This is a genomic window from Candidatus Methylomirabilota bacterium, assembly GCA_003104975.1.
In the GTDB taxonomy this organism is placed as follows: Bacteria; Methylomirabilota; Methylomirabilia; order Methylomirabilales; family Methylomirabilaceae; genus Methylomirabilis.
In genome coordinates this window covers 60,853-80,090 of sequence record PQAM01000017.1, presented here as the reverse complement: position 1 = coordinate 80,090, position 19,238 = coordinate 60,853, and the positions used below count along the sequence as shown (strand labels likewise).

Below are 19,238 nucleotides of genomic sequence, written 5' to 3'. Positions count from 1 at the left end.
CAGGAAACCGGGGGAAGGTCACTGCCGATAATCTTATGGATAGTTGTGGCCATATCTTACTGTAAACAGCCACTCTAGAACTGTTAACGCCCATGAATATAAGGATAAGATACCTACGCCCGGCAGGTGAACAGTCCAACCAAAACCTAGGAGGCACCGACAGTGTGGGAGTTGCAGACAGAAAAGACGATCTGTTCTGTCCGAGTCAGCGATTGTATCGAAGAGCGCGCGGTGACGAGAAGCGGTCCATCGTCAGGTCAATTGAATCGGCAGGAATCTCAATCGCACGACAACAACTCAGGAGGATTCACAAAAAGGCTCTTTCGTACAATTGACAGCAAGTTGGCATACCTTGTCTTTGCCACGTTCGCATCCGTATGGGGGAGCGTCCTGCCAGCAACACAGGCTGCAGAAGAGATCTTCGTCGCAAGCGGCGATTCCCCTACAAACCTTCTGTCGCTAAACACGGTACGAGTTTACGATCGATTGGGATACGGCAATACCGCGCCGACCAGGAGCTTACAAGGCAGCAATACAGGACTTAACGTACCGAGTGGCGTTGCGGTGGATACAATACATGATGAGTTATTTGTAGCAAACCGACGCGGTGCTCCACTTACTATTGCTGTGTACGACAGATTTGCCAGCGGTAATTCGAGACCAAAACGGATCATCAGCGGCCCACACACCGAGTTATCGACCCCTCGCGGTTTAGCCATAGATACGGTGAACGATAAGCTGCTGGTGACCAACGAAGTGGACGATGAGATATTGATCTTCCCGCTCGATGCCTCCGGGGATGTTGCACCGCGAGTCATCGCCGGGACGGCGACCCAGCTCAACACCCCTTGGGGGATCGCAATCGACACGGTACACAATGAACTGTATATATCCAATAATAAAGGTAGTCACTCGATTACGGTCTACGATCTGACGGAGGTCTATGACGATGATCCCGCGGTGTCAGGTAACATCGCGCCGCTTCGGACTATTCAAGATTTTGACCCGACTACACCGTTGAAATATCCGAGGGGCATCGCCCTGGATTTACGCAACGATGAACTGATCGTCGTCAGTCAAGGCAACTCCGCCATCGTCGTCTACCCCCGGACGGCCAGCGGAGATACACGACCGAAACGAAGGGTTTCTGGGCCGGTAACAGGGCTCGGCCAGCCTCTCGGTCTGGCGCTCGACCTGCCGAACAACGAACTGCTGGTGTCCAATCTATCATATCCACGCTCCATCACCGTCTTCACACGAGCCGCAGATGGTAATACTCCTCCCCTGCGAACTCTGACACTCACAGGAACCGGGGAGCCTGTATTTCTTGCCGCGACCACGGATACGCCGGAGCCTTACCTGCTCCAGGTTACAATTAGGGGCGATGCGATCGGAACGGTTACAAGCGACCCACCAGGAATTGACTGCGGTACCGGCAATACCGGGACCTGCCAGGCTACGTTCCCCACTAATGGCTCAGTGACACTTACGGAAAGAACGATGGGGACGTCTTACTTTACAGGTTGGGGTGGGGACTGTATAGGCGCCGGACAAAGCACTTCTTGTCATATCATCATGACAGCTCAGAAGAATATTTCCGCAGCATTCGCGACCCATAGCCTCACGGTAACGGATCCCACCGGAACGCCCAACCCCACGGTCTCTCAAGGGTCCGTGAGCCTGAGCGTATCAGCATCCGACTCGGTGAATCATGCGCTGGGCTATAGCTGGTCAGCCATCTGTCCGCCCGCACTCGGCTCGAACGGTAACTTCGATAATCCGAATACTCAGACCCCCATATGGACTGCCCCGACGAATACGACGGGATCTGAGCAGATCTGTACGATTGAGGTGACGGTCTCTGATGGACACGGGCTGAGCCAGGTACGATCGTATGCGCAACGCGTATCTCCGGGAACCCCGCCACCGCCACCATCTCAGTCAACAGTCGATCTCATCTTCAATGGATCGCTATTTCATGCCGGGCAGACCGTTACGTACCAAGCTCTCATAGCCCCAGGATTCCCGCCGTCACCGGACAGGGTCGATATCTACCTTGGCGTGTTATTACCCGACGGAGTTACGTTCGCCTCCTTCGTTCCCACACCCTCCGGCCTGCTCACCATTACCTTCGGCCCATTACCGGTACCGTTTCAGAGCAATGTGGTGCTTACGGCGGCCGCCACGGTCCCGTTTTCATATACCTTCGCGGGATCCGAGCCGATCGGGACGTACTTCGGGTATGGCGGCCTGGTGCGAGCAGGGACCGATCCGTTGCAACCGTCAAATCGACTCAGCCTGACGGTCGAGACGTTCGGTTTCGCGCCCTGATTCAGGATATCTTGTGCGTACTGGGCGGATACTGATTTGCGGTGCCGAGACGGGATATGTACTGCTACATATTATTGTGTTATCCTAGGCATAAACAGAAAGGAGAAGCGTATGCGGACAACGCTTGAAATTGATGACGTATTACTCGAAACCGTGATGAAGCTGACAAGCGCTTCCTCCAAGAAAGCGGCTGTCGACACCGCACTTCGTGAATTCCTGCGCGCTCGACGCCGGGAAGAATTGAGCCGGCTTATCGGTCACTATGATCATTTCGGCCTGAGCCTCAAATCGTTGAAGAAGATGCGCCTTGACGACTGAACGTGTGCTGGTCGATACCTCCGCGTGGATCATCAGCTTCAGACGATTGGGTTATCCCGAACTGAAGGAGTTCCTCAGGCACTGTATCTCGTCCGGGTATGCCGCTACCTGCCCCGTCGTTATTCTGGAACTCCTGCAGGGCTGTAGGACCGAGGCTGAGCGAGACAGTCTCAAGATCAGGCTGGAAAGCCTCGATGTCCTTCCCGTCACCGAGGCTACATGGGAGCGCGTCTATGAACTCGGCTTCTCCCTTGGCCGAGAGGGTCTGACCCTGCCCACGGCCGATCTCCTTATCGCGGCCGTAGCGCTTGAACACCATGCGATTGTGTTACATCAGGACCAGCACTATGCGATGATCGGCCGACATTCAAGACTCCGCACGAAACACTTCGGGTAGCGGAGATGGCGTATCTGGCGAGGGCCGCTTCGGGAAGATGGCGCGGAGGGGCGTTCGCTCAACGCGTCGGCCTGCGACAGCGCGACGGAGCCGGCGTGACAGTTCGCCTCTCGAATCCGTTCGTGGATCTCGGCTCGATGGACCGCGACCTCGGCGGGCGCCGAAATGCCGAGACGCACCTGCGAGCCTCGGACCTCCAGCACACCGATCACGATCGCGTCACCGATCGTGATCGCCTCACCCGTCCTCCTGGTCAGGATCAGCATGGCGATCCTAGCCGGAGACCGGCAGCAGGGAATAGTACAGGGACTGCGCCCACCCCCGGAACGACTAGCGAGCAGCACGACACTCGATCTCCATGGGCGCACCTCAGCCTTATGGCATTATTGCGAGGTCGCGAAAAGGCGGGGTTGACCGCAACCCTGCGTGTGTCATACACTGGCTATCGGTGACACACAGCGCTGGAGGCATTAGCATGAGAACAGAGACGATTGAACGAAAAAACTTCATGGTGAACCGTCACAAGGTTCAGCGGCTCAGAGAGCTCTTAGGCGTGAAGAGCGAATCCGAGGCCGTCCGCGTCGCCATCGATCACGCCCTTGCTGCGGAACAGGTGGCTGCGGCGCTGAAGGGCTTACAACGCCGCGGCACATGGGTCAATGCCTACGAGCGAACCCCCCAACGCTCGTCCCGCAAGCACACACGATAATGAGTCATCAGCAACATGCTCTTTGACTCCTCGACCCGGGTAGCCCGGATCCGATACCACGCGTACAACGACATCATCGAGCGTGAAGTGAGACATGGGCGCGCGTGGCTCTCCTCGGTTGTCCTGCAGGAATTGTATGCCGGGACTCGCAGTCTCCGGGACCGACGGACGGGATATCGACCGAATTCGTCAAGCCTTCGCTCTGCAGGAACGGATTCTGACCCCTACAGTGGACGAATGGGCGCTGGCGGGCCTGCTGCTTGCTCGGTATAGCGGTCGGTATGGGGCCATCAAACCGAGCGACCATCTGCCTGATGTGCTGATCGCCGTATCGGCCTCTTCCGCCGGCCTGCCACTTGTCACCGAAAACGACCATGACATGAGGGCGTGGCAAACACTGCTGGTCAGGCATGGCCGACGGCTGAACATCGTTGCGGTAAGACGTTCGTAAGCAGTTCACGTGGGAAATGTGCCGCTAGGATTGACGCGTTTCCATTGATCACTCATAGTGACAATAAGAGCTCGCTGATCGCGGAGAGTTAAAAGCCGACTTGCCGGCAGGACAACCTCAGGCAGGCGTGATCAGATGATTGTCAAAGAGACGCGTCTCGCCGAATCGTACGGCCAGTATGATCACCGCAGAGCCTTCAATCCAATCCGGCGTAGGTCTGAGTCGATTGATCAGCGCAACGCTCAGTCGCCTAACAGCGACATAACACTGCTACCGATCGCGCGTACACGCCAAAAGGAGTTGGAGGGATGAGTAAGAGGCATATGGGTTCGAGCATCGATGACTTCCTGAAGGAAGAGGGCATCCGTGAAGATACGCAAGCGCAGGCCATCAAAGAAGTAGTCGCGTGGCAACTCGCTGAGGCTATGAAAACGCAGCACATTTCGAAGAATAAGATGGCTACGCTTCTGAAGACCAGCCGGTCTCAAGTAGACCGTCTCCTGGATCCAAAGAACAACATTGCCCTGTCGAGTTTGCAGCGGGCGGCGGCGATGGTGGGGCGTCGCGTGAGTATCGAGCTTGTCTAATTGCTCGCATCACGTGACTGGAATCCGACCGCCTGATTTCAGCTAAGCCCGCACGTCTTGACGAATTTGAAGGCGAAGGGTTTTCCGGATGCCGTCAAGTCGTCCCGCGCTACCTAACCGTTCGTAGGCGACTCGGATGAGGACGGCTTGGGGAAGATGGTGCGGAGCCGTTCGCTCAGCGCGCCGGCCCGAGACAGCGCGATCGACCCGGCCTGAAGGTTTTTCTCTCGAATCCGCTCATAGATCTCGGCTCGATGGACCGCAACCTCCGAGGGCGCCGAGATACCCAGACGCACCTGCGAATCTCGCACCTCCAGGACACTGATCACGATCGTCTTACCCGTCCTGACGTTACAGGAACTCGTAAGCGCCTTCGGGGGCGCGTTGGGTGTTGATGAGACAGAAGTCATTCCTTTGGGCTTGACAGAGGCGTCGCGCAAGCCCTATCGTGGAATCATCTTGAAGGCTACTCTTTTGCTGCTGATGGAGAATGGCGAAGCGATGACCGTCGCAGAACTGCTCAGGCAATGCAAAACAGTCCTTGAAGGCCATTACGGCCCACGATTTCATGGCCTGATCCTATTTGGGTCCATGGCACGGAATCAGGCGAGTCCTGTCAGTGATATCGATCTACTGGTTTTGTTGAACCAGCCATTCGACTATTTCCGTGAACTTCGTCAAATCATCGAACTATTGTATCCACTTCAACTGGAATCCGACCGCCTCATTTCAGCCAAGCCTGCGCGTCTTGACGAATTTGAACATGGCAGTACTCGGCTCTATCGCAATGCGAAGAGGGAGGGCCTTCGGATATGATGCCGGACTATTCCAGGGAGATAGACGCCAACCTGGAAAGGGCCGATACCTCGCTTCAAGCCGCTCAGGAATTGGTTGTTCGAGGATACTATGATGTCGCCGCTTCTCGTGCGTACTATGCGGCATTTTATGCTGCTACCGCTCTTCTGCTATCCGAAAAATTGGAATTGAGTAAGCATAGTGGTGTCATCGCCGCCATTCACCAGAGGTTCGTCAGGACTGGTAAGTTGGATCAAGAGCAAGGCAAAGCTTTGAACTGGCTATTTGAATTACGTGGCGTTGGTGACTACGGGGTGACCGCGCATGTCTCACAGTATCAAGCGGAACAAGCGCTCCAGGCGGCGAAAGGTTTTCTTGATGCCGTCAAGTCGTCCCGTGATGTCTAACCGTTCGTAGGCGACTCGGATAAGGACGACTTCGGGAAGATGGCGCGGAGGCGTTCGCTCAGCGCGCCGGCCCGAGACAGCGCGACCGACCCGGCCTGAAGGTTCGTTTCCCGAATCCGCTCATAGATCTCGGCTCGATGGACCGCAACCTCTGCGGGCGCGGAGATACCGAGACGCACCTGCGACCCTCGGACCTCCAACACACTGACGACGATCGCTTCACCGATCGTGATCGCCTCACCCGTCTTCCTGGTCAAGATCAGCATGGCGGCCTAGTTGAAGACCGGCAGCAGGGAATAGTGCAGAGGATACGTCCCGTCAGGAAGCACCACCTGTCTGCCGAGTTGTCGTGCGCGGTTGAGGCAGATCGGGGCCATCAGGTTGGCCGCCACACCGCCGTCCTTTTCGTCGAAGGTGACGACCACAAAGAGGTCCAGATCACCTGCGCCTGTCGCCTCAAGCGCCTCGAGGTCGGACGTCGGGATAGAGGGTGAATAATCGGTCAGGAAGTCCGCACACCTGAGCAATGGGAGAGCGACGTCCGCCGTATCCAGCGCGATCAGAAGCGTCAGAGGCTGGAGCCCTTCCCGTTCGCAGAGGAAGAAACGGGTCAGTTCCTCAAATCCCGGCAGCCCCTGTGGAAAGCGGAAGACCGTCTGTTCGGAGGACGCAACCTCTATGGCAACTGTCCTTTGATCATCGACCCGCTCACGCGTCATCATCGACTCGCTAACGCAGGAAATCGAGCAGGTTGACCTGGCCGATCCGGGACGCCGCCGCCAAGGCAGCCTCGTAGACGTTTTGCGCCTGCTGAAATTCGATAGACGCCTCGGCGACATCGGTATCCTCGATTCGGGACAGCCGACCCCTCAACGTGAGCAGATCGCTCTGCGATCGTGCCTGGATATCGCGGATCCGACCGATCCTGGAGCCGACATCGGCGCTGACCACGCGCACCTGATCGACAGCGGCATCCAGATTGGTCAGGTTCGCTTCTACCCCGGCCACATTCCCCGCCCGTAATTCATCCCGAACCGCAATCAGGAGCGGAAACAGGTCCACCGTCTGGGGGGAGGTCGACGTGAAGACCGTCGATCCCGGGACATTCACGACCATCCTCAACCCGCCGGGGACCTCCGTATTGACCTGACCCGCAATCCCCAGGGGATTGGCCGTTACGGCAGTGATGTCACCGTTCACATCGCGTGTGGCGGTAAAAGGGGCGACCGTGGTCTGCGTTCCGCCAAAGAGACGGCCGTCTATCGAGCGCGCGTTTCCGTCGGACAGCAACCGTTCAAGCTTCTGATTCACCTGCGTCGCCAGATTCTGCCGATCCGAGAGGGTCAGGGTGCCGTCCACCCCCCGAAAGGCCAGGTCTTTTACATCTCGGAGGTCAGAGAGTATGCCCGCCAATACATCCGCCGATGCCTGCAGCCTGGCTTCGGCCTGGTCGCCGTTTCGCTGTGCCTGCAGGAGCTGGGCCAGCGACTCCCGCAGCGAGACGGCCAGTCCGGCGCCCACCGGATCGTCTGAGGCAGTCGCCATCCGCCGCGAACTGGCGACCTGGCGCTGTCGTTCAAAGAGGCGAACGGCGGCGCTGTTGATATCAGCCGTCAACCGGTGGAAGACGGCATTACTCGTAATACGCATCGGCGTCTCCTCATCTTACGTGTTACGCGTTGCGCTATGATCGACTCAACTTATCGTACTCGGGGTACAGGCTCTTTTCTTCTTTGCTGATTCTCTGGCTGAGGACCGCATACAGGCGGCCAAAGTCCTTCGCAAATTCCAGGCCGGAGCCTCCGTGCGCATACTTCTCAAAAAAGTGGAGTGCGTCCTTGGACACCGTCTCCATGTCGCGGGCAAACGCCTCTACGGTCCGCCTCAACGCCTCATTATTCTTCGCCTCCTGATACAAGGCCGGATACAACTGCCCATCCTCCGCCTTCAGATGCGCGAGCAGACCGATCTTTGCCGAGAGCAATTTCTGTTGACCCTCCCTGGAGCCGACACCAAGCTCCTTGACCTTGTTGAGGGTATCGACGAGTAATCCATGCTCCCTCTTCAATCTCTCAACCAACATGGACATGAGGCCCCTCCTTTCTCTACGGCACAACTGATCGGCAACGTAACGCCCGGCGCCTGGTGTGGATTCGCACAGTTCAGTCCTAGCGGCCGAGTTGGTTCATCAGCGTCCCCAGGAGGTCATTCACAACATTGGCAAAATGAGCCGCCGCCTCGTACGCCTTCTGAAAACGGATGAGGTTCGTCATCTCTTCGTCCAGCGAGACACCGGAGGCCTGGTCCCGCCGTCCAATCAAGAAGTCCTCCATCCCCGTGTGCAGGCTGACCGACCGCTTCGCGCCGGCCTCCTGCTCGGCAAGATCGCTGACCAGACCGCTCAGATAGCCTCCAAAGGTCACGCTTTGTCCAGACGGCAACATAACGACAGTGGAGTCGTCCTGAAGGCCCGCCAGGGTGACCGCCGTGCTGTTGTCGCCGGGATCGGCATTGGATGACGCCGCGATCGTCATGACATCCGCCTCGATCGCCGCGTCGACTGAGATGAATCGAGCGGCGCCGGCGGTCGTCAACAGCGGTGTAAAAAGGTTACGACCGCTGATACCGTCCAATCCAAAGCCCGCGGCATGGACGGTATTCACCTCATCGATCAGCGCCTTCGCCAGGGCATCCAACTGCGACTGAACACCCTTCACGAAACTGGAGGTGGAGTTCCTGGAGTTGAGCAACCCAGCCAGTCGTCCGCCGCCAGGCGTGAGAAGATGACCGCCAAGAAACAGACGGACGCTGTCGGGATAGTCCGGATCGGTCTGATCGAAGTCCTGTGCCTGGACAGCAACAGCCGTCAGACCATCCACCAGTGTGAGTCCCCCTCCAACCGTAACCCGAACCTGGCCGGCGATATCTTCGACCAACGAACCGCCCACGAGCCCGGAGAGTTCGTCAAGTGCCTGGTCGCGCTGATCCCGCAGATCATTGGCCTCCCCCACACCGCCTTCGGACATCGCAATCTGTCGGTTCAGATCGGCGATCTGTTGCGCCAGCCCATTCACCTGTTTGACGACAACCTGAATCTCGTTGTACAGGTCGATCTTCAGACGCTCAAAGCCCTCATCAAGACGGTGAAACTGGTCGGCCACCGCCCGGGCCTTATCGCGAACTACGGACCTGACGGCAAAATCGGTTGGATAGTTGGCCAGATCCTGGAACGATGCAAACAGCGCGGACAGGCCGGCCGACAACCCGTTATCGGATGGCTCACCGACAATCAGCTCAATCTGCGAGAGGGTCGCTTCCTCCGCCTCCTGTCGACTCAGAGCCTGATGCGCATCCCTGTACTGGCTGTCCAGCAACAGATCACGGATCCTGGAGATATCTTTGACGTTTACCCCGGTTCCCAGCGAGCCCGTCGCGACCAGGGGAAAGGAAATGGACGGGGACAAATCAACGCGTTGTCGGGTAAAGCCCGGGGTGTTGGCGTTGGCGATATTGTGGCCGGTGGTCTGGATCGCGACCTGCTGCGCCTGAAGTGCCTTCCTGGCCATCGTCAGGGATGCCTGTAGACTGATCACGTCCGGCTCACCTCATGCCTGACTATTCAGCACTGATAGCGTCGGTGACTGAGCGGCCACGCTCCCATCCCCCTGATAGAGCGGGACAGGGGTCATCGCCGACGCAAGGAACGACAGCGAGCCCTTCATATACATCAGCGAACGATCCAGCAGCGCCGCGCTCCAGCCATTCTCTTCCGCCAACGCACCGGCCACCAGGGTCAGCCGATCCAGCAGACGCCGGTATGACGGCGCCTGCGACGCAGGAATCAGATCGGCCAGGCGATACAGCGTAAGCTCCACCAGCGGGATACCGTACTCGACGCTCGCCCTGGCCACCAGGGCAGCGCGGGCCTCCTGAATCATCTTCAGCTCGAGCACCAGCGTCTCTTTTCGCTTGATCAGTTCGGATAAGGCCGCCAGATCGCCCTCCACGATCAGCCCCCTCTCCTGACGGAGCAGTCGAAGGAGCGTCTCATACTTCTCGGTCTCTTGCTCGAGCACGTGAGCTAAGTCTTCCAGGAGCATTCTCCACCACCTTCGATACCGTTCCACAACGCCGTCACCAGCAGACGGTCGGACGAAACCAATCGCTCATAACCGTTGACGACCTATCCGGGGCCGTTACACGAGCCGATCGAAGAGCCCCTGTCCGATCATCTTCGCCGCGACCTCCCGCCCATTGACGTTGTACACCCCTCGCTGGATCAACCCCTTCAGTTCCGCCACCTTTTCGGAGCGCACATCCGGCGAGTTTGCGAGAAGTGTTCGAGTCTGCTGGAGCGCCTTCGCCTCCTGCGAGAGTTCAACGCGATCAGCAGATGCGTCACGACCGGGCGCAGACTCCTTGGGTTCCGACCGCTCCGCCGAATCCTGGACTCGGTTCACGTAGGGGCGAATATTCGCGCTGTCACCACGGTTCTCGATTTTCACCGCTCTACTCCTTGTGTGTCAGTACAGCCTGACTGTCTGCCCATCGCCGATTGCCGGTTATTACTTACTGTCCCCCTTTGTTACATCGGCAGGTCTGGAGGGTTCCTTGAGTCGATTGTCGTGGGCGCCGGGCCTGAGGGTCGCTCGCAGTTGCCGCTCCAGCATCCGTCCCACGCCGATTCCCCCGCTGCGGGCGATTGCCTTGGCAATCTCATCTGTAAATAATTGGCGGTACAGGTCCTGCGACAGCCCACCGACAAAGAGACCGGACGGCTCGCGCGGCTGGGCCTCCTTCAGAAGCGAGGCGATCAGGATCGCTTCAAAGTCTTGAGCCATTTCCTTGAGCTTCTGTAGCTCTGAATGGCGATCAGACCCGGCGAGATTTACCCCGGCGGAAATCGATTTCGGTTCCATCATCTACTCAATACTGCCGGCTGCACGCCGGTGCTAGATGATCTCCAGCTCACCCTGTAATGCCCCTGCCGCCTTGATCGCCTGCAGCAGCGAGATCATGTCTCGCGGCGTCACCGCCAGGGCGTTCAGCGCCTTGATCAGGTCACCGATACTGACACCCTCACTCATAAGGTTGACGCGGGTCTTGTCTTCTCGCGCCTCCACCTCGGTCCTGGGCACGACCGTCGTCTGACCCTCAGACAGCGGGGCAGGCTGGGATACCTGCAGTTCCGATCGTATCTGGAGGCTCAGATTGCTGTGGGCAACCGCGACCGTCGAGATGCGCACCTGACTGCCCATAATGATCGTCCCGGTCCGTTCATTCACCACGACCCGTGCCGACGTATCGGGCGCCAGGCTTACGCTTTCCAGCGCCGCGATCAGTTCCACCGGATTGGCCAGATAGGCGTCGGGAATCCGGACTTCGACCGTCGAGGCGTCTTTGGCCCTGGCGTCCGCTCCAAGCGATGCTCCGACCGCCTGCGCCATACGGACGGCTGTGGTAAAGTCGGGGTTGGCCAGCACAAGCTGGAGTTGCCGAGCCTTCAGAAACTCCGTCGACAGCTCACGCTCGACAATGGCGCCATTAGGCACCCTGCCCACCGTCGGATGGTTCTTCTGGACCTTTTCGCCCGTCCCTCCCGCCTCAAAGTTGAATCCTCCAATAGACACCGGACCTTGCGCCACAGCGTACACCTGACCGTCGGCGGCCTGAAGCGGGGTGATCAGGAGTGTGCCGCCCTGCAGATTGGTGGCATCCCCCATCGACGACACCGTGACGTCCAGGGCACTGCCCGCCTTGGCAAAGGGCGGCAACTTCGCCGTCACCATGACCGCTGCCACGTTTTTCAGCGTGAGACGCTCGCCCGGTACCGTGATCCCCAGCTTTTTCAGCATGCTCACGACGGCCTGGACCGTGAAGGTCACCTGCGCCCTGTCGCCGGTCCCGTTGAGCCCAACCACCAGGCCGTATCCGAACAGCTCATTTTCGCGGACCCCCTGGACCTTGGCGATGTCCTTAATCCTCGCATCGGCCGATGCCTGCACCGGGAGCAACGCCATCACGACACTCAGCAGCATTGCAATCCCGGCTGCCGTTGCCGAGTCCCCTCGGAAGGCGTAAGGGGTGAGGCGTAAGGGGAAAAGACTAAGGGGAAAGAAGTTGCGATCCTTTCCGTTCTCCATCTGTCGCCTCACGCCTTCCGCCCTCCGTTTCACGCCTGACCCCTCACGCCTCTCGCCCCGCTCAGTATAGGAAGAACCAATCGGCAAAGCGATTTAAAAGACCTGGCCGCTGCTTCTCGGCCAGGGCGCCCTTCCCCTCAAGGACGATCTCGGCGTCGGCAATCTGCGTCGACAGGATCGTGTTGGCGGGGGTGATGTCCACCGGTCGGATGACCCCGCTGATGGCCACATATTGGCTCTCATCGTTGGCCCGGACCGCCCGGCGCCCTTCGATGATGAAATTGCCGCTCGGCAACACCTTGACGACCCGCACCACCACCTTGGCGGTTACCTCATCGCTCCGAGCGATCGAGCCAGACCCCTTGTGCTCGTTGGTTCCTTCAAAGGCATATTGCGTCTTATCCCCTAACGGCAGGCCAAAAAGACTCGACAGATTGGCGGAGTTCGACGACTCCTTCTTGGTGTTGGTCTCGGCCTGGCGATTGAGGCTGCTCGATTCCGTCACCAGGACCGTGACAATATCGCCGACGTGCCGCGCCTTGGTATCGACAAAGAGGAAACCGTGACCGATATCCCGCCACAGCGATTCCCCCGCGGCCTGACCACAGGAGACGATCAGCAGCATCGATCCGACCATCGTTCCGACGAACCCTTGTCTCATCACCACTCGTACCCCTCACTCCTCACGCTTCACGCCTCGCGCCCGTCACGGTCCGACCCGGATCGTCTGGTCGCTTTCCACCTTCCCGAGGATCTCCCGACCGGAGGCAGTATTTTTCACCCGAACAACCTGTCCAGCCGCGCCCCCTTCCTGGGCGATCCCTTTGGCGGTAAGACGCAGGCCTGGCGCCTCCACTATTACGGTAACAAGATCGCCCTTCCGGATGAGAGGCGGCAGTTCCACTGCGTTGGAGATCACGATATCTCCCATTGCCAGCATCCGGGTCGTCCGACGTCCTACGGCCAGCGTAAGGTCCTGCAGCGGCTCATGGGTAAGCGAGCCGATGTCCCGGCGTTCGAGGCGAACGTCGGTCGTCTTGACGACCGTATGACGCGGCAATGGATAGTTCGCAACGACGACCTCGCGCATAAGCGACAACCGCACCACAAGCGAAACGGTCCGGTAGAGCCGCCCGTCGACCCACGCCTCCACCACGACTGGGATCGACCCCATGTCCACCCGTCGACACGGCTCAGGGCAGGCCGATGCCGGGCGCGGCCTGGCCCTCAAATCGACCTCTCCGGGCGGTACCACGAGATCGGTCGGCAGCGTATCGGGACGAACGGTGATCTGTTCCAGATCTCCATCCCGCCCTCTGAGTACCGCCGCCTTCGCAACCTCAAACAGCCTGCTGCTTTCGATGATCCGATGGGCGCCGGCGACGATCACCTGCCGGGGCGACTCGATCCGGATGTCGGCGGGGTCGATCCTGAACTGGCGCAGCTTGATGACGATCAGGGCGGGATCGAATATCCGGGTCAGACCGGGCGGCGGCGCCTGCCCGACTGGAAGTGTTTCAAGCGCCTCTACCAGCGGTCGGCTCCTGGCGGTGATCTCTGCCAGGTCCTTCAGCAGGATCTCCTTGCCCTGGACGGTCGCCGACTCCCTCACCCGGATCACCGCGCGAGGCATACCTGAATGCTGCTCCAACGGAACGCTCTGACTCGCCAGCGCAGACTGCGCGATCGCGAGGATCATTACCACGAATCCGCGCCCTATACGTGTTGACCAGGATGGGCGGTAGGTGATGAGGCGTCGTCCCATTTTCTTATCTCCTGATGTTATTCGACACCTGCAGCATCTCGTCAGCCGCTTGGACCGCCTTTGAACCTGCCTCGTAGGCCCGTTGGCTCATGATGAGATTGACCATCTCCTCGACCACCTTGACGTTCGACAGCTCCAAAAAACCCTGACCGATCGTCCCCAGACCCTGGGTCCCTGGGGCGCCGCTGGTCGGATCACCGGAGGCGGAGGTCTGCAGAAAGAGGTTTCGACCCACGCTCTGCAGTCCCGCCGAGTTGATGAAGCGACTGAGCTCGATCGTCCCGATCTGCTGGCTGGCCGTCTGTCCCGGAATCGTCGCCGATACGACGCCGTCGGAGCCGACGTGGACCGTCATCGCCTGCGCCGGAATCGATACCTCCGGCTGTAGCGCGAAGCCGTCGGACGTCACCACGCGACCGTTGGCGTCACGTTTGAAGCTGCCGGCTCGGGTATAGGCGATCGTGCCGTCCGGCCGCAGAACCTGAAAGAATCCGTCGCCCTCGATCATCAGGTCGAGCGGGTTTTCGGTCTCCTGCGGATCGCCCTGGACGTAGATTCGTTGGGTCGCAACCGGCTTACTCCCATGCCCGACCTGGATACCGACCGGAATCTCCGCCCCGCTCGCGGTCGATGCGCCAGCGGGCCGAAACGACTGGTAGAACAGGTCCTGAAAATCGATGCGGCTTCGTTTGAAGCCGGCGGTATTGACGTTAGCCAGATTGTTCGCAATGTTGTCAAGATTGAGTTGCTGCGCCTGCATCCCGGCTGCGGCGCTGAACAGTGCTCGAATCATCTCTGCTCCTTTTCGCTAGATCCGGCTCAACTCCGAGGCGGCCTGATTGAGGCTTTGGTCCAGAGCATGTAGCGCCTTCTGATAGGCCTCCGACGCGCGCAGCGACACCATAAGCTGCGTCATAGCGACAACAGGGTCGACGTTCGACCCCTCCAGGTATCCTTGACGGATCTCGACCCCCTTTGCGGGGGGAGGCGCCTCGGCGCTCGGCTTGAGAGTGAATAGACTGCCGCCTTCACGGATGAGGGCGGCAGGATCCGGATCGATCATCCGCAGGCGATCGATCTCTTGTCCATTCACCAGGATCCGCCCGTTACTGTCCACCACGAACCGCCCACTGGGGACCCGAATCTCCCCCTTCTTCCCCTGAACGCGGCTGCCGTCAAGGGCTTGCAGAGACCCGTCGGCACCGACCGCGAAATTGCCGGCCCGCGTATAGCGGACTCCGCGCGGTGTCTGCACCACAAAGAACCCTGATCCGTTGTTGGCCAGGTCCAGCGGATTCTCCGTCTGCCGGATGAGACCGCGGCTGAAATCGGTAACCCGGCGACCAGCCCTGACCGGCTGCGGCGTGAGCGGCGACCCCTCAACCAGGACGGCGGGTTGCAGCGGCCCCCGGCGCCCACCCTCGATCACCAGCAGATCCCCCTTGAACCCGGGGGTTCCCGCATTCGCCAGGTTCTGCGAGAGGACCTCCATCTTCGCCATCTGCGCCATCATGCCTGACGCTGCCACGTACAGCCCACTGATCATCGGCTCCTCCTTCCGCATCCTATAGGGGTTACCTCCCGCATGCGTCCCGGGAAAGAGCAAGCGGCGTGCCATCCATTATTTATGGAAGAATGCCGTAATCTCCGACAGAAAGGAAACGATGCAGGGCAGGACGGCCTGAGCGGGGGAAAAATTTGCCGTATCGTCCAGGCTGTCGGTGCGGGCATCATGGAGACGGAACCGCCGATCAGGATGAGTCGCTATCGCCCATGCCGGCCGAACTCGGCCAGGAGGCGGTCGGCCATCTGCTGATTCAACGCGTTTGATGCGGATGCGGCGGCGAAGTCGGTGATCGCCTTCCACTTGTTGTCAACATCCGTACCATCCTTGTCGTCTGGAGGGATATTGAAGAGCACCAACAGGCGCAGGAGCCGATCATGGATCTCCCTGATCAGCGTCATACTCTTCTGGATATGCTGGGCGGTGATGTCCTGAAACTCCATGGCGCTCATGATCTCAACCGCGCGACCCTGGACACGGCCGTGCACCTGACGCAGGCGCGTCAGTGTCTGAATCGCCGCATCCCGTCGATCAGGTTTTCCCCAGTCTTCGTCGAGCAGAATAGTAAGCTGTTGCAGATCTCTGCCCATCGCCGTCTGTTCGTCTGCAATCCGTTCGATCTCATCGAGCACGCGAAGCGATGCCTGCTCTGTGGTCTGGACGACCTCCGACAGTTGGCCGATCATCTTAGGCAGGCGACGAGAGGTCGTCCCGACTGCCGGGTCCAACTCCTGCAGGTTCTGCATCGTTTGGTTGATGAAAGCCGCCAAGCGACCGATTTCACCCTTGGTCTGGACGGTGACCATCTCTCGGAACTCACCATCGGCCATCCTTCTCGCGGCCTCCACCAGCGCCGAGAGATCTTGAGGCTCGTCGGACGGGTACGGATGTCCCTCCATGATCATTCTCCTTTTTCAGACAGCGATGAGTTATCGGCTCGCAGCATTCGGCTCCCGGCTCTCTGCGTGCTGCCCATGTTATCGCAGACCGCTAACTTGCCAGTAGATGTAGCTCCACTCGACGGTTCCGCGGATTGCCGTGCGCCGGATCGTTGGGTACCAAGGGCTGGTTCTCAGCCATCCCCTTAGCAGCCAGGCGCGTAGGGGAAAAGTGGTGGGCGGCCACCAGATACCGAATGACCGCCGTCGCGCGCGCAACCGACAGCTCCCAGTTGCTTGGAAAGCTGGATGACCTGATGGGAAGCGGATCGGTGTGCCCCTCGACCTCGATAGCGTAGGGCGTGTTGAGGAGCGGTCGAGCGATCTTGTCCAGGATTCGCTTGGCATCGTCGGACAGCATCGCGCTGCCTAAACCGAACAGGACACTATCCTGAAACCGAAGGACGGCCCCCTTTTCGGTCCGCTCGATCTCCACGCTTCCCGCCTTGATCTCTTCCTCAACGTGCGCGCTCAATTGTTGAACCAGCAGGCCTGTCATGTCCGGAAACGGCAGCAGCGCCGTCCCGCCATGCCCCGCCTGAACAATCGGTCGCGGCCGAGGCGGGACGCCGAATGCGACCCGGATCGACGATACCACATCGGTATATCGTCTGGTGTCCACCCTGGAAGACGCATACAGAACAATAAAGAACGCCAGGAGAAGGGTGATCATGTCGGCATAGGTGAGTAGCCATCGCAATCCCCCGCCACCGTCATGCCGGTGCCCTGTCATTGACGTTCTCCACCCAGAAGGATCGTTAGGTGCTCAGGCTGAAGCCTGAAGGCTTTTAGGGACACCTTCAGTCTTCTACCCTTCCACCTCAGTCATGACGTTTTGCTCGAGCAATACGACCGGAGTTTTTGCTCCAGGATATAGGGATTGAGCCCCGACTGAATCCCCAGGACGCCCTCCAACATGACCTCTCGCATCCGAGTCTCGGCGTCGCTCTTGGCCTTGAGATTTCCTGATATCGGAAGCAACAGGACATTCGCGCTGAAGATGCCGTAAAGGGTCGCAAGGAAGGCAATAGCGATCCCACGACCGAGACTATCCGTCCCCTCTCCGAGCCGGCTCAACACATGAACCAGTCCCATGACCGTCCCGATGATTCCCATGGTCGGGGCATAGCCTCCCATCATCCCAAACATCTCAATCCCCTTCGCATGGCGGGCCTTCGTCGAATAAATCTCCGTCTGCAGAATCTCCCGCACCATCGTTTCGTCGGCGCCATCGATCACCAGCTCGAGCCCCTTCCGCAGGAAGGGGTCGACCCCATGCGTCGACACCCGGTCCTGAAGCGCCAGTACCCCCTCTTTCCTGGCGGTCTGCGCCAAGTCCACCAGGGTCGCAATGACCGCATGCGGCGCGAGCGCGGCATCGGCGGACAGCGCTCGCCTGACGAGTCCAGGCAGCATCAGGGTATCCTCAAGCGAGGAGGTCACCATGGTTGCGCCGACGGTCCCGCCGACAATGATCAGAAAGGCCGGGAGGTTCACAAAGGCGCGCAGGTCTCCCCCGTCCAGCAAGACGGACCCCGCAATCGCCGCCAGTCCGATCGCCATCCCCCCAAATACACCGACGTCCAACACCATGCACCCTACAAGACTAACCGAATCTCCTGGGCCTGACTAAACCGCAGGAACTCGGCATGAAGCTGCAGATCGAGGTTAATCACGCTCATGGTCCCGTCGTGGTGAGTCGTTATGAGTTCCTCATGGAGGTCTACGAGCGTCTCCAGCAGATTGATGTGAAGCTCTTTGACGCTCGTCAGGTCGACGACAATAGCCTTCTTGCCGAACTTGATCATCGCGCTGACCTCCCGGCGCGCGTCATGCACCTTCTCGATCGTCAACTCACCATGCGGCCACGTACACAAGCCGACCTTTTGCCAGTCTTCAAACTGCAGCGGTTTCTTCGCACACTTCTGATGCTCGACCCCATTGATCACTACCCAGCCCTCCCGAAAGGCGCACGGACCCTGATACATACAGTACCGCCTCCCCTGGAACGACCGGGCGTACATGCACCGCTCGATCAGCGTTTCCCGGATTTGCCGTTGTTTCTCCTTCTCCTCTTCCAGGCGTTTGACGCAGTCGATGATGTGTGATCGGATATTCTCAGCCGTATCGCTCAGTGTGACGGCGCCATCCGCCTTTCGCTCGAATAGCGCGTCGGCGATGACGTCCAGATCGCCCTCATCACCGGTTACCAGGAACGCTGCCAGATTCTGCTTTCTTTTTCGGTACTCATCGAGCAGCGACAGTGTAAACGGGTTCTTCACGTCAGCGAGAATCGCGACCGGTTTTTCCCGGTCGATCGCCGCCAGCGCCTCGTCGAGATCCTCCGGCCCATCATAGGCGCGGATCTCAGCCCACGTCAGCTTCTCTCCCAACGTCTCATTCAAGCGGGGGGAAAGCAACAGGACCGTGCCGTAGAAGCGATCGGTATCGGGCTTGCCGAGGAGGACGTCGACTCGACGGGCCAGATCCTTCAGATCCAGCGGCTTTTTGAGGAATGCGGAAACGCTTAACGCCCTGGCCTCCTGGACCGTAGACATATCCGGAAAGCCCGTCATCAGGACAAACGGTACCCGAAGGTTAAGCTTTCTGATCTCGCGAATCAATTCGAGACCGCTTGTCCCGGCCAGCCGCTGGTCGGTCAGCACCAGATCGACCCCATGGCGTACGTGCTGAATTGCGGCGTCCGCATCGGGGGCCGATTTGACCTTGTGTCCCAACAACTCCAGATATTGCTCCAGCGACTCCCTGATCTGTTCGTCGTCGTCGATTACCAGGATCGTATCTTTGCCCATCAGGCGTCGCTCCCTTCATC

At 59.2% G+C, this 19,238-nt stretch carries 27 protein-coding genes; 8 read left to right on the top strand and 19 right to left on the bottom strand.

The window, feature by feature from the left end; translation table 11 throughout:
* Positions 1-726 precede the first annotated feature (726 nt).
* The 3 genes from C3F12_12815 to C3F12_12805 are packed head-to-tail and all read left to right on the top strand — an operon-like array spanning position 727 to position 3,046.
* Entirely contained in the window at positions 727-2,331 is a 1,605-nt protein-coding gene (locus C3F12_12815; GenBank protein ID PWB43535.1) for a hypothetical protein, read from the top strand.
* Positions 2,332-2,337: 6 nt separating this feature from the next.
* Complete coding sequence (locus C3F12_12810) at positions 2,338-2,649, top strand: hypothetical protein (protein ID PWB43534.1); 312 nt, start codon at positions 2,338-2,340, stop codon at positions 2,647-2,649.
* Positions 2,639-3,046, top strand: a complete 408-nt coding sequence (locus C3F12_12805) for a hypothetical protein (protein ID PWB43533.1) — start codon at positions 2,639-2,641, stop codon at positions 3,044-3,046. Before C3F12_12810 ends, C3F12_12805 begins: the two co-directional genes overlap by 11 nt.
* On the opposite strand, the gene csrA (C3F12_12800) is transcribed toward C3F12_12805, so the two are convergent.
* Complete coding sequence (gene csrA / locus C3F12_12800) at positions 2,995-3,312, bottom strand: carbon storage regulator (protein PWB43532.1); 318 nt, start codon at positions 3,310-3,312, stop codon at positions 2,995-2,997. The genes C3F12_12805 and csrA (C3F12_12800) overlap by 52 nt on opposite strands.
* A 209-nt stretch (positions 3,313-3,521) precedes the next feature.
* Between csrA (C3F12_12800) and C3F12_12795 the strand changes: the two genes are divergently transcribed.
* The 3 genes from C3F12_12795 to C3F12_12785 all read left to right on the top strand — a co-directional run bounded on the left by C3F12_12795 (position 3,522) and on the right by C3F12_12785 (position 4,793).
* Positions 3,522-3,755: a hypothetical protein gene (locus C3F12_12795; GenBank protein ID PWB43531.1), complete on the top strand. Its 234-nt coding sequence runs from the start codon at positions 3,522-3,524 to the stop codon at positions 3,753-3,755.
* A gap of 136 nt (positions 3,756-3,891) precedes the next feature.
* Positions 3,892-4,206: a hypothetical protein gene (locus C3F12_12790; GenBank protein PWB43530.1), complete on the top strand. Its 315-nt coding sequence runs from the start codon at positions 3,892-3,894 to the stop codon at positions 4,204-4,206.
* Between the two features lie 308 nt (positions 4,207-4,514).
* A complete protein-coding gene (locus tag C3F12_12785) occupies positions 4,515-4,793 on the top strand; it encodes a Fis family transcriptional regulator (GenBank protein ID PWB43529.1) in 279 nt (92 codons plus the stop codon).
* Between the two features lie 113 nt (positions 4,794-4,906).
* Here C3F12_12785 and C3F12_12780 read toward each other — a convergent pair whose 3' ends face one another.
* The gene (locus tag C3F12_12780; GenBank protein PWB43528.1) at positions 4,907-5,203 is read right to left on the bottom strand and encodes a carbon storage regulator; all 297 of its coding nucleotides are present in this window, start codon (positions 5,201-5,203) and stop codon (positions 4,907-4,909) included.
* Between the two features lie 4 nt (positions 5,204-5,207).
* On the opposite strand from C3F12_12780, the gene C3F12_12775 reads away from it, so the two are divergent.
* A complete protein-coding gene (locus C3F12_12775; GenBank protein PWB43527.1) occupies positions 5,208-5,609 on the top strand; it encodes a nucleotidyltransferase in 402 nt (133 codons plus the stop codon).
* Positions 5,606-5,995: a hypothetical protein gene (locus tag C3F12_12770; protein PWB43526.1), complete on the top strand. Its 390-nt coding sequence runs from the start codon at positions 5,606-5,608 to the stop codon at positions 5,993-5,995. The genes C3F12_12775 and C3F12_12770 overlap by 4 nt, the downstream gene beginning before the upstream one ends.
* Here the strand turns inward: C3F12_12770 and csrA (C3F12_12765) are convergent.
* The 17 genes from csrA (C3F12_12765) to C3F12_12685 all read right to left on the bottom strand — a co-directional run bounded on the left by csrA (C3F12_12765) (position 5,992) and on the right by C3F12_12685 (position 19,218).
* Positions 5,992-6,261, bottom strand: coding sequence for a carbon storage regulator (csrA, locus tag C3F12_12765; protein ID PWB43525.1), 270 nt, complete (start codon positions 6,259-6,261; stop codon positions 5,992-5,994). The genes C3F12_12770 and csrA (C3F12_12765) overlap by 4 nt on opposite strands.
* A gap of 6 nt (positions 6,262-6,267) precedes the next feature.
* Positions 6,268-6,675: a flagellar biosynthesis protein FliW gene (locus C3F12_12760; protein PWB43543.1), complete on the bottom strand. Its 408-nt coding sequence runs from the start codon at positions 6,673-6,675 to the stop codon at positions 6,268-6,270.
* Between the two features lie 49 nt (positions 6,676-6,724).
* A complete protein-coding gene (locus tag C3F12_12755) occupies positions 6,725-7,645 on the bottom strand; it encodes a flagellar hook-associated protein (protein ID PWB43524.1) in 921 nt (306 codons plus the stop codon).
* A gap of 34 nt (positions 7,646-7,679) precedes the next feature.
* A complete protein-coding gene (locus C3F12_12750; protein ID PWB43523.1) occupies positions 7,680-8,084 on the bottom strand; it encodes a hypothetical protein in 405 nt (134 codons plus the stop codon).
* A gap of 79 nt (positions 8,085-8,163) precedes the next feature.
* Complete coding sequence (locus C3F12_12745; GenBank protein ID PWB43522.1) at positions 8,164-9,588, bottom strand: flagellar hook-associated protein FlgK; 1,425 nt, start codon at positions 9,586-9,588, stop codon at positions 8,164-8,166.
* Between the two features lie 12 nt (positions 9,589-9,600).
* Positions 9,601-10,095 (bottom strand): flagellar protein FlgN, encoded by a 495-nt coding sequence (locus C3F12_12740; GenBank protein PWB43521.1) that lies wholly within the window; start codon positions 10,093-10,095, stop codon positions 9,601-9,603.
* 96 nt (positions 10,096-10,191) lie between these two features.
* The gene (gene flgM / locus C3F12_12735; protein ID PWB43520.1) at positions 10,192-10,500 is read right to left on the bottom strand and encodes a flagellar biosynthesis anti-sigma factor FlgM; all 309 of its coding nucleotides are present in this window, start codon (positions 10,498-10,500) and stop codon (positions 10,192-10,194) included.
* Between the two features lie 60 nt (positions 10,501-10,560).
* On the bottom strand, positions 10,561-10,914 hold the full coding sequence (locus C3F12_12730; protein ID PWB43519.1) for a hypothetical protein: 354 nt from the start codon (positions 10,912-10,914) through the stop codon (positions 10,561-10,563).
* Between the two features lie 33 nt (positions 10,915-10,947).
* Positions 10,948-12,033, bottom strand: coding sequence for a flagellar biosynthesis protein FlgA (gene flgI / locus C3F12_12725; GenBank protein PWB43542.1), 1,086 nt, complete (start codon positions 12,031-12,033; stop codon positions 10,948-10,950).
* A 166-nt stretch (positions 12,034-12,199) separates the two neighbouring features.
* Entirely contained in the window at positions 12,200-12,775 is a 576-nt protein-coding gene (locus tag C3F12_12720; GenBank protein PWB43541.1) for a hypothetical protein, read from the bottom strand.
* 69 nt (positions 12,776-12,844) lie between these two features.
* Positions 12,845-13,903: a flagella basal body P-ring formation protein FlgA gene (gene flgA, locus C3F12_12715; GenBank protein PWB43518.1), complete on the bottom strand. Its 1,059-nt coding sequence runs from the start codon at positions 13,901-13,903 to the stop codon at positions 12,845-12,847.
* A gap of 4 nt (positions 13,904-13,907) precedes the next feature.
* The gene (gene flgG / locus C3F12_12710) at positions 13,908-14,696 is read right to left on the bottom strand and encodes a flagellar basal-body rod protein FlgG (GenBank protein ID PWB43517.1); all 789 of its coding nucleotides are present in this window, start codon (positions 14,694-14,696) and stop codon (positions 13,908-13,910) included.
* A gap of 15 nt (positions 14,697-14,711) precedes the next feature.
* A complete protein-coding gene (locus C3F12_12705) occupies positions 14,712-15,449 on the bottom strand; it encodes a flagellar basal body and hook protein (GenBank protein PWB43516.1) in 738 nt (245 codons plus the stop codon).
* Positions 15,450-15,667: 218 nt separating this feature from the next.
* A complete protein-coding gene (locus tag C3F12_12700; GenBank protein ID PWB43515.1) occupies positions 15,668-16,372 on the bottom strand; it encodes a hypothetical protein in 705 nt (234 codons plus the stop codon).
* 85 nt (positions 16,373-16,457) lie between these two features.
* Entirely contained in the window at positions 16,458-17,138 is a 681-nt protein-coding gene (locus C3F12_12695; GenBank protein PWB43514.1) for a chemotaxis protein MotB, read from the bottom strand.
* 92 nt (positions 17,139-17,230) lie between these two features.
* On the bottom strand, positions 17,231-17,968 hold the full coding sequence (locus C3F12_12690) for a motility protein A (GenBank protein PWB43540.1): 738 nt from the start codon (positions 17,966-17,968) through the stop codon (positions 17,231-17,233).
* A gap of 35 nt (positions 17,969-18,003) precedes the next feature.
* Positions 18,004-19,218 (bottom strand): hypothetical protein, encoded by a 1,215-nt coding sequence (locus tag C3F12_12685; protein ID PWB43513.1) that lies wholly within the window; start codon positions 19,216-19,218, stop codon positions 18,004-18,006.
* Between the last annotated feature and the right edge of the window lie 20 nt (positions 19,219-19,238).

Excerpts from the sequence above, each read along its gene's own strand:
- C3F12_12780 (PWB43528.1), bottom strand. The coding sequence starts at position 5,203 with ATGACTTCTGTCTCATCAACACCCAACGCGCCCCCGAAGGCGCTTACG.
- C3F12_12690 (PWB43540.1), bottom strand. The coding sequence starts at position 17,968 with ATGGCGATCGGACTGGCGGCGATTGCGGGGTCCGTCTTGCTGGACGGG.
- csrA (PWB43532.1), bottom strand. The coding sequence starts at position 3,312 with ATGCTGATCCTGACCAGGAGGACGGGTGAGGCGATCACGATCGGTGAC.
- C3F12_12770 (PWB43526.1), top strand. The coding sequence starts at position 5,606 with ATGATGCCGGACTATTCCAGGGAGATAGACGCCAACCTGGAAAGGGCC.
- C3F12_12700 (PWB43515.1), bottom strand. The coding sequence starts at position 16,372 with ATGATCATGGAGGGACATCCGTACCCGTCCGACGAGCCTCAAGATCTC.
- C3F12_12785 (PWB43529.1), top strand. The coding sequence starts at position 4,515 with ATGAGTAAGAGGCATATGGGTTCGAGCATCGATGACTTCCTGAAGGAA.
- C3F12_12795 (PWB43531.1), top strand. The coding sequence starts at position 3,522 with ATGAGAACAGAGACGATTGAACGAAAAAACTTCATGGTGAACCGTCAC.
- C3F12_12695 (PWB43514.1), bottom strand. The coding sequence starts at position 17,138 with ATGACAGGGCACCGGCATGACGGTGGCGGGGGATTGCGATGGCTACTC.
- C3F12_12720 (PWB43541.1), bottom strand. The coding sequence starts at position 12,775 with ATGGTCGGATCGATGCTGCTGATCGTCTCCTGTGGTCAGGCCGCGGGG.
- flgG (PWB43517.1), bottom strand. The coding sequence starts at position 14,696 with ATGATTCGAGCACTGTTCAGCGCCGCAGCCGGGATGCAGGCGCAGCAA.
- csrA (PWB43525.1), bottom strand. The coding sequence starts at position 6,261 with ATGCTGATCTTGACCAGGAAGACGGGTGAGGCGATCACGATCGGTGAA.
- C3F12_12750 (PWB43523.1), bottom strand. The coding sequence starts at position 8,084 with ATGTCCATGTTGGTTGAGAGATTGAAGAGGGAGCATGGATTACTCGTC.
- flgI (PWB43542.1), bottom strand. The coding sequence starts at position 12,033 with ATGCTGCTGAGTGTCGTGATGGCGTTGCTCCCGGTGCAGGCATCGGCC.
- C3F12_12685 (PWB43513.1), bottom strand. The coding sequence starts at position 19,218 with ATGGGCAAAGATACGATCCTGGTAATCGACGACGACGAACAGATCAGG.
- C3F12_12705 (PWB43516.1), bottom strand. The coding sequence starts at position 15,449 with ATGATCAGTGGGCTGTACGTGGCAGCGTCAGGCATGATGGCGCAGATG.
- C3F12_12740 (PWB43521.1), bottom strand. The coding sequence starts at position 10,095 with ATGCTCCTGGAAGACTTAGCTCACGTGCTCGAGCAAGAGACCGAGAAG.
- C3F12_12790 (PWB43530.1), top strand. The coding sequence starts at position 3,892 with ATGCCGGGACTCGCAGTCTCCGGGACCGACGGACGGGATATCGACCGA.
- C3F12_12755 (PWB43524.1), bottom strand. The coding sequence starts at position 7,645 with ATGCGTATTACGAGTAATGCCGTCTTCCACCGGTTGACGGCTGATATC.
- flgA (PWB43518.1), bottom strand. The coding sequence starts at position 13,903 with ATGGGACGACGCCTCATCACCTACCGCCCATCCTGGTCAACACGTATA.
- C3F12_12730 (PWB43519.1), bottom strand. The coding sequence starts at position 10,914 with ATGGAACCGAAATCGATTTCCGCCGGGGTAAATCTCGCCGGGTCTGAT.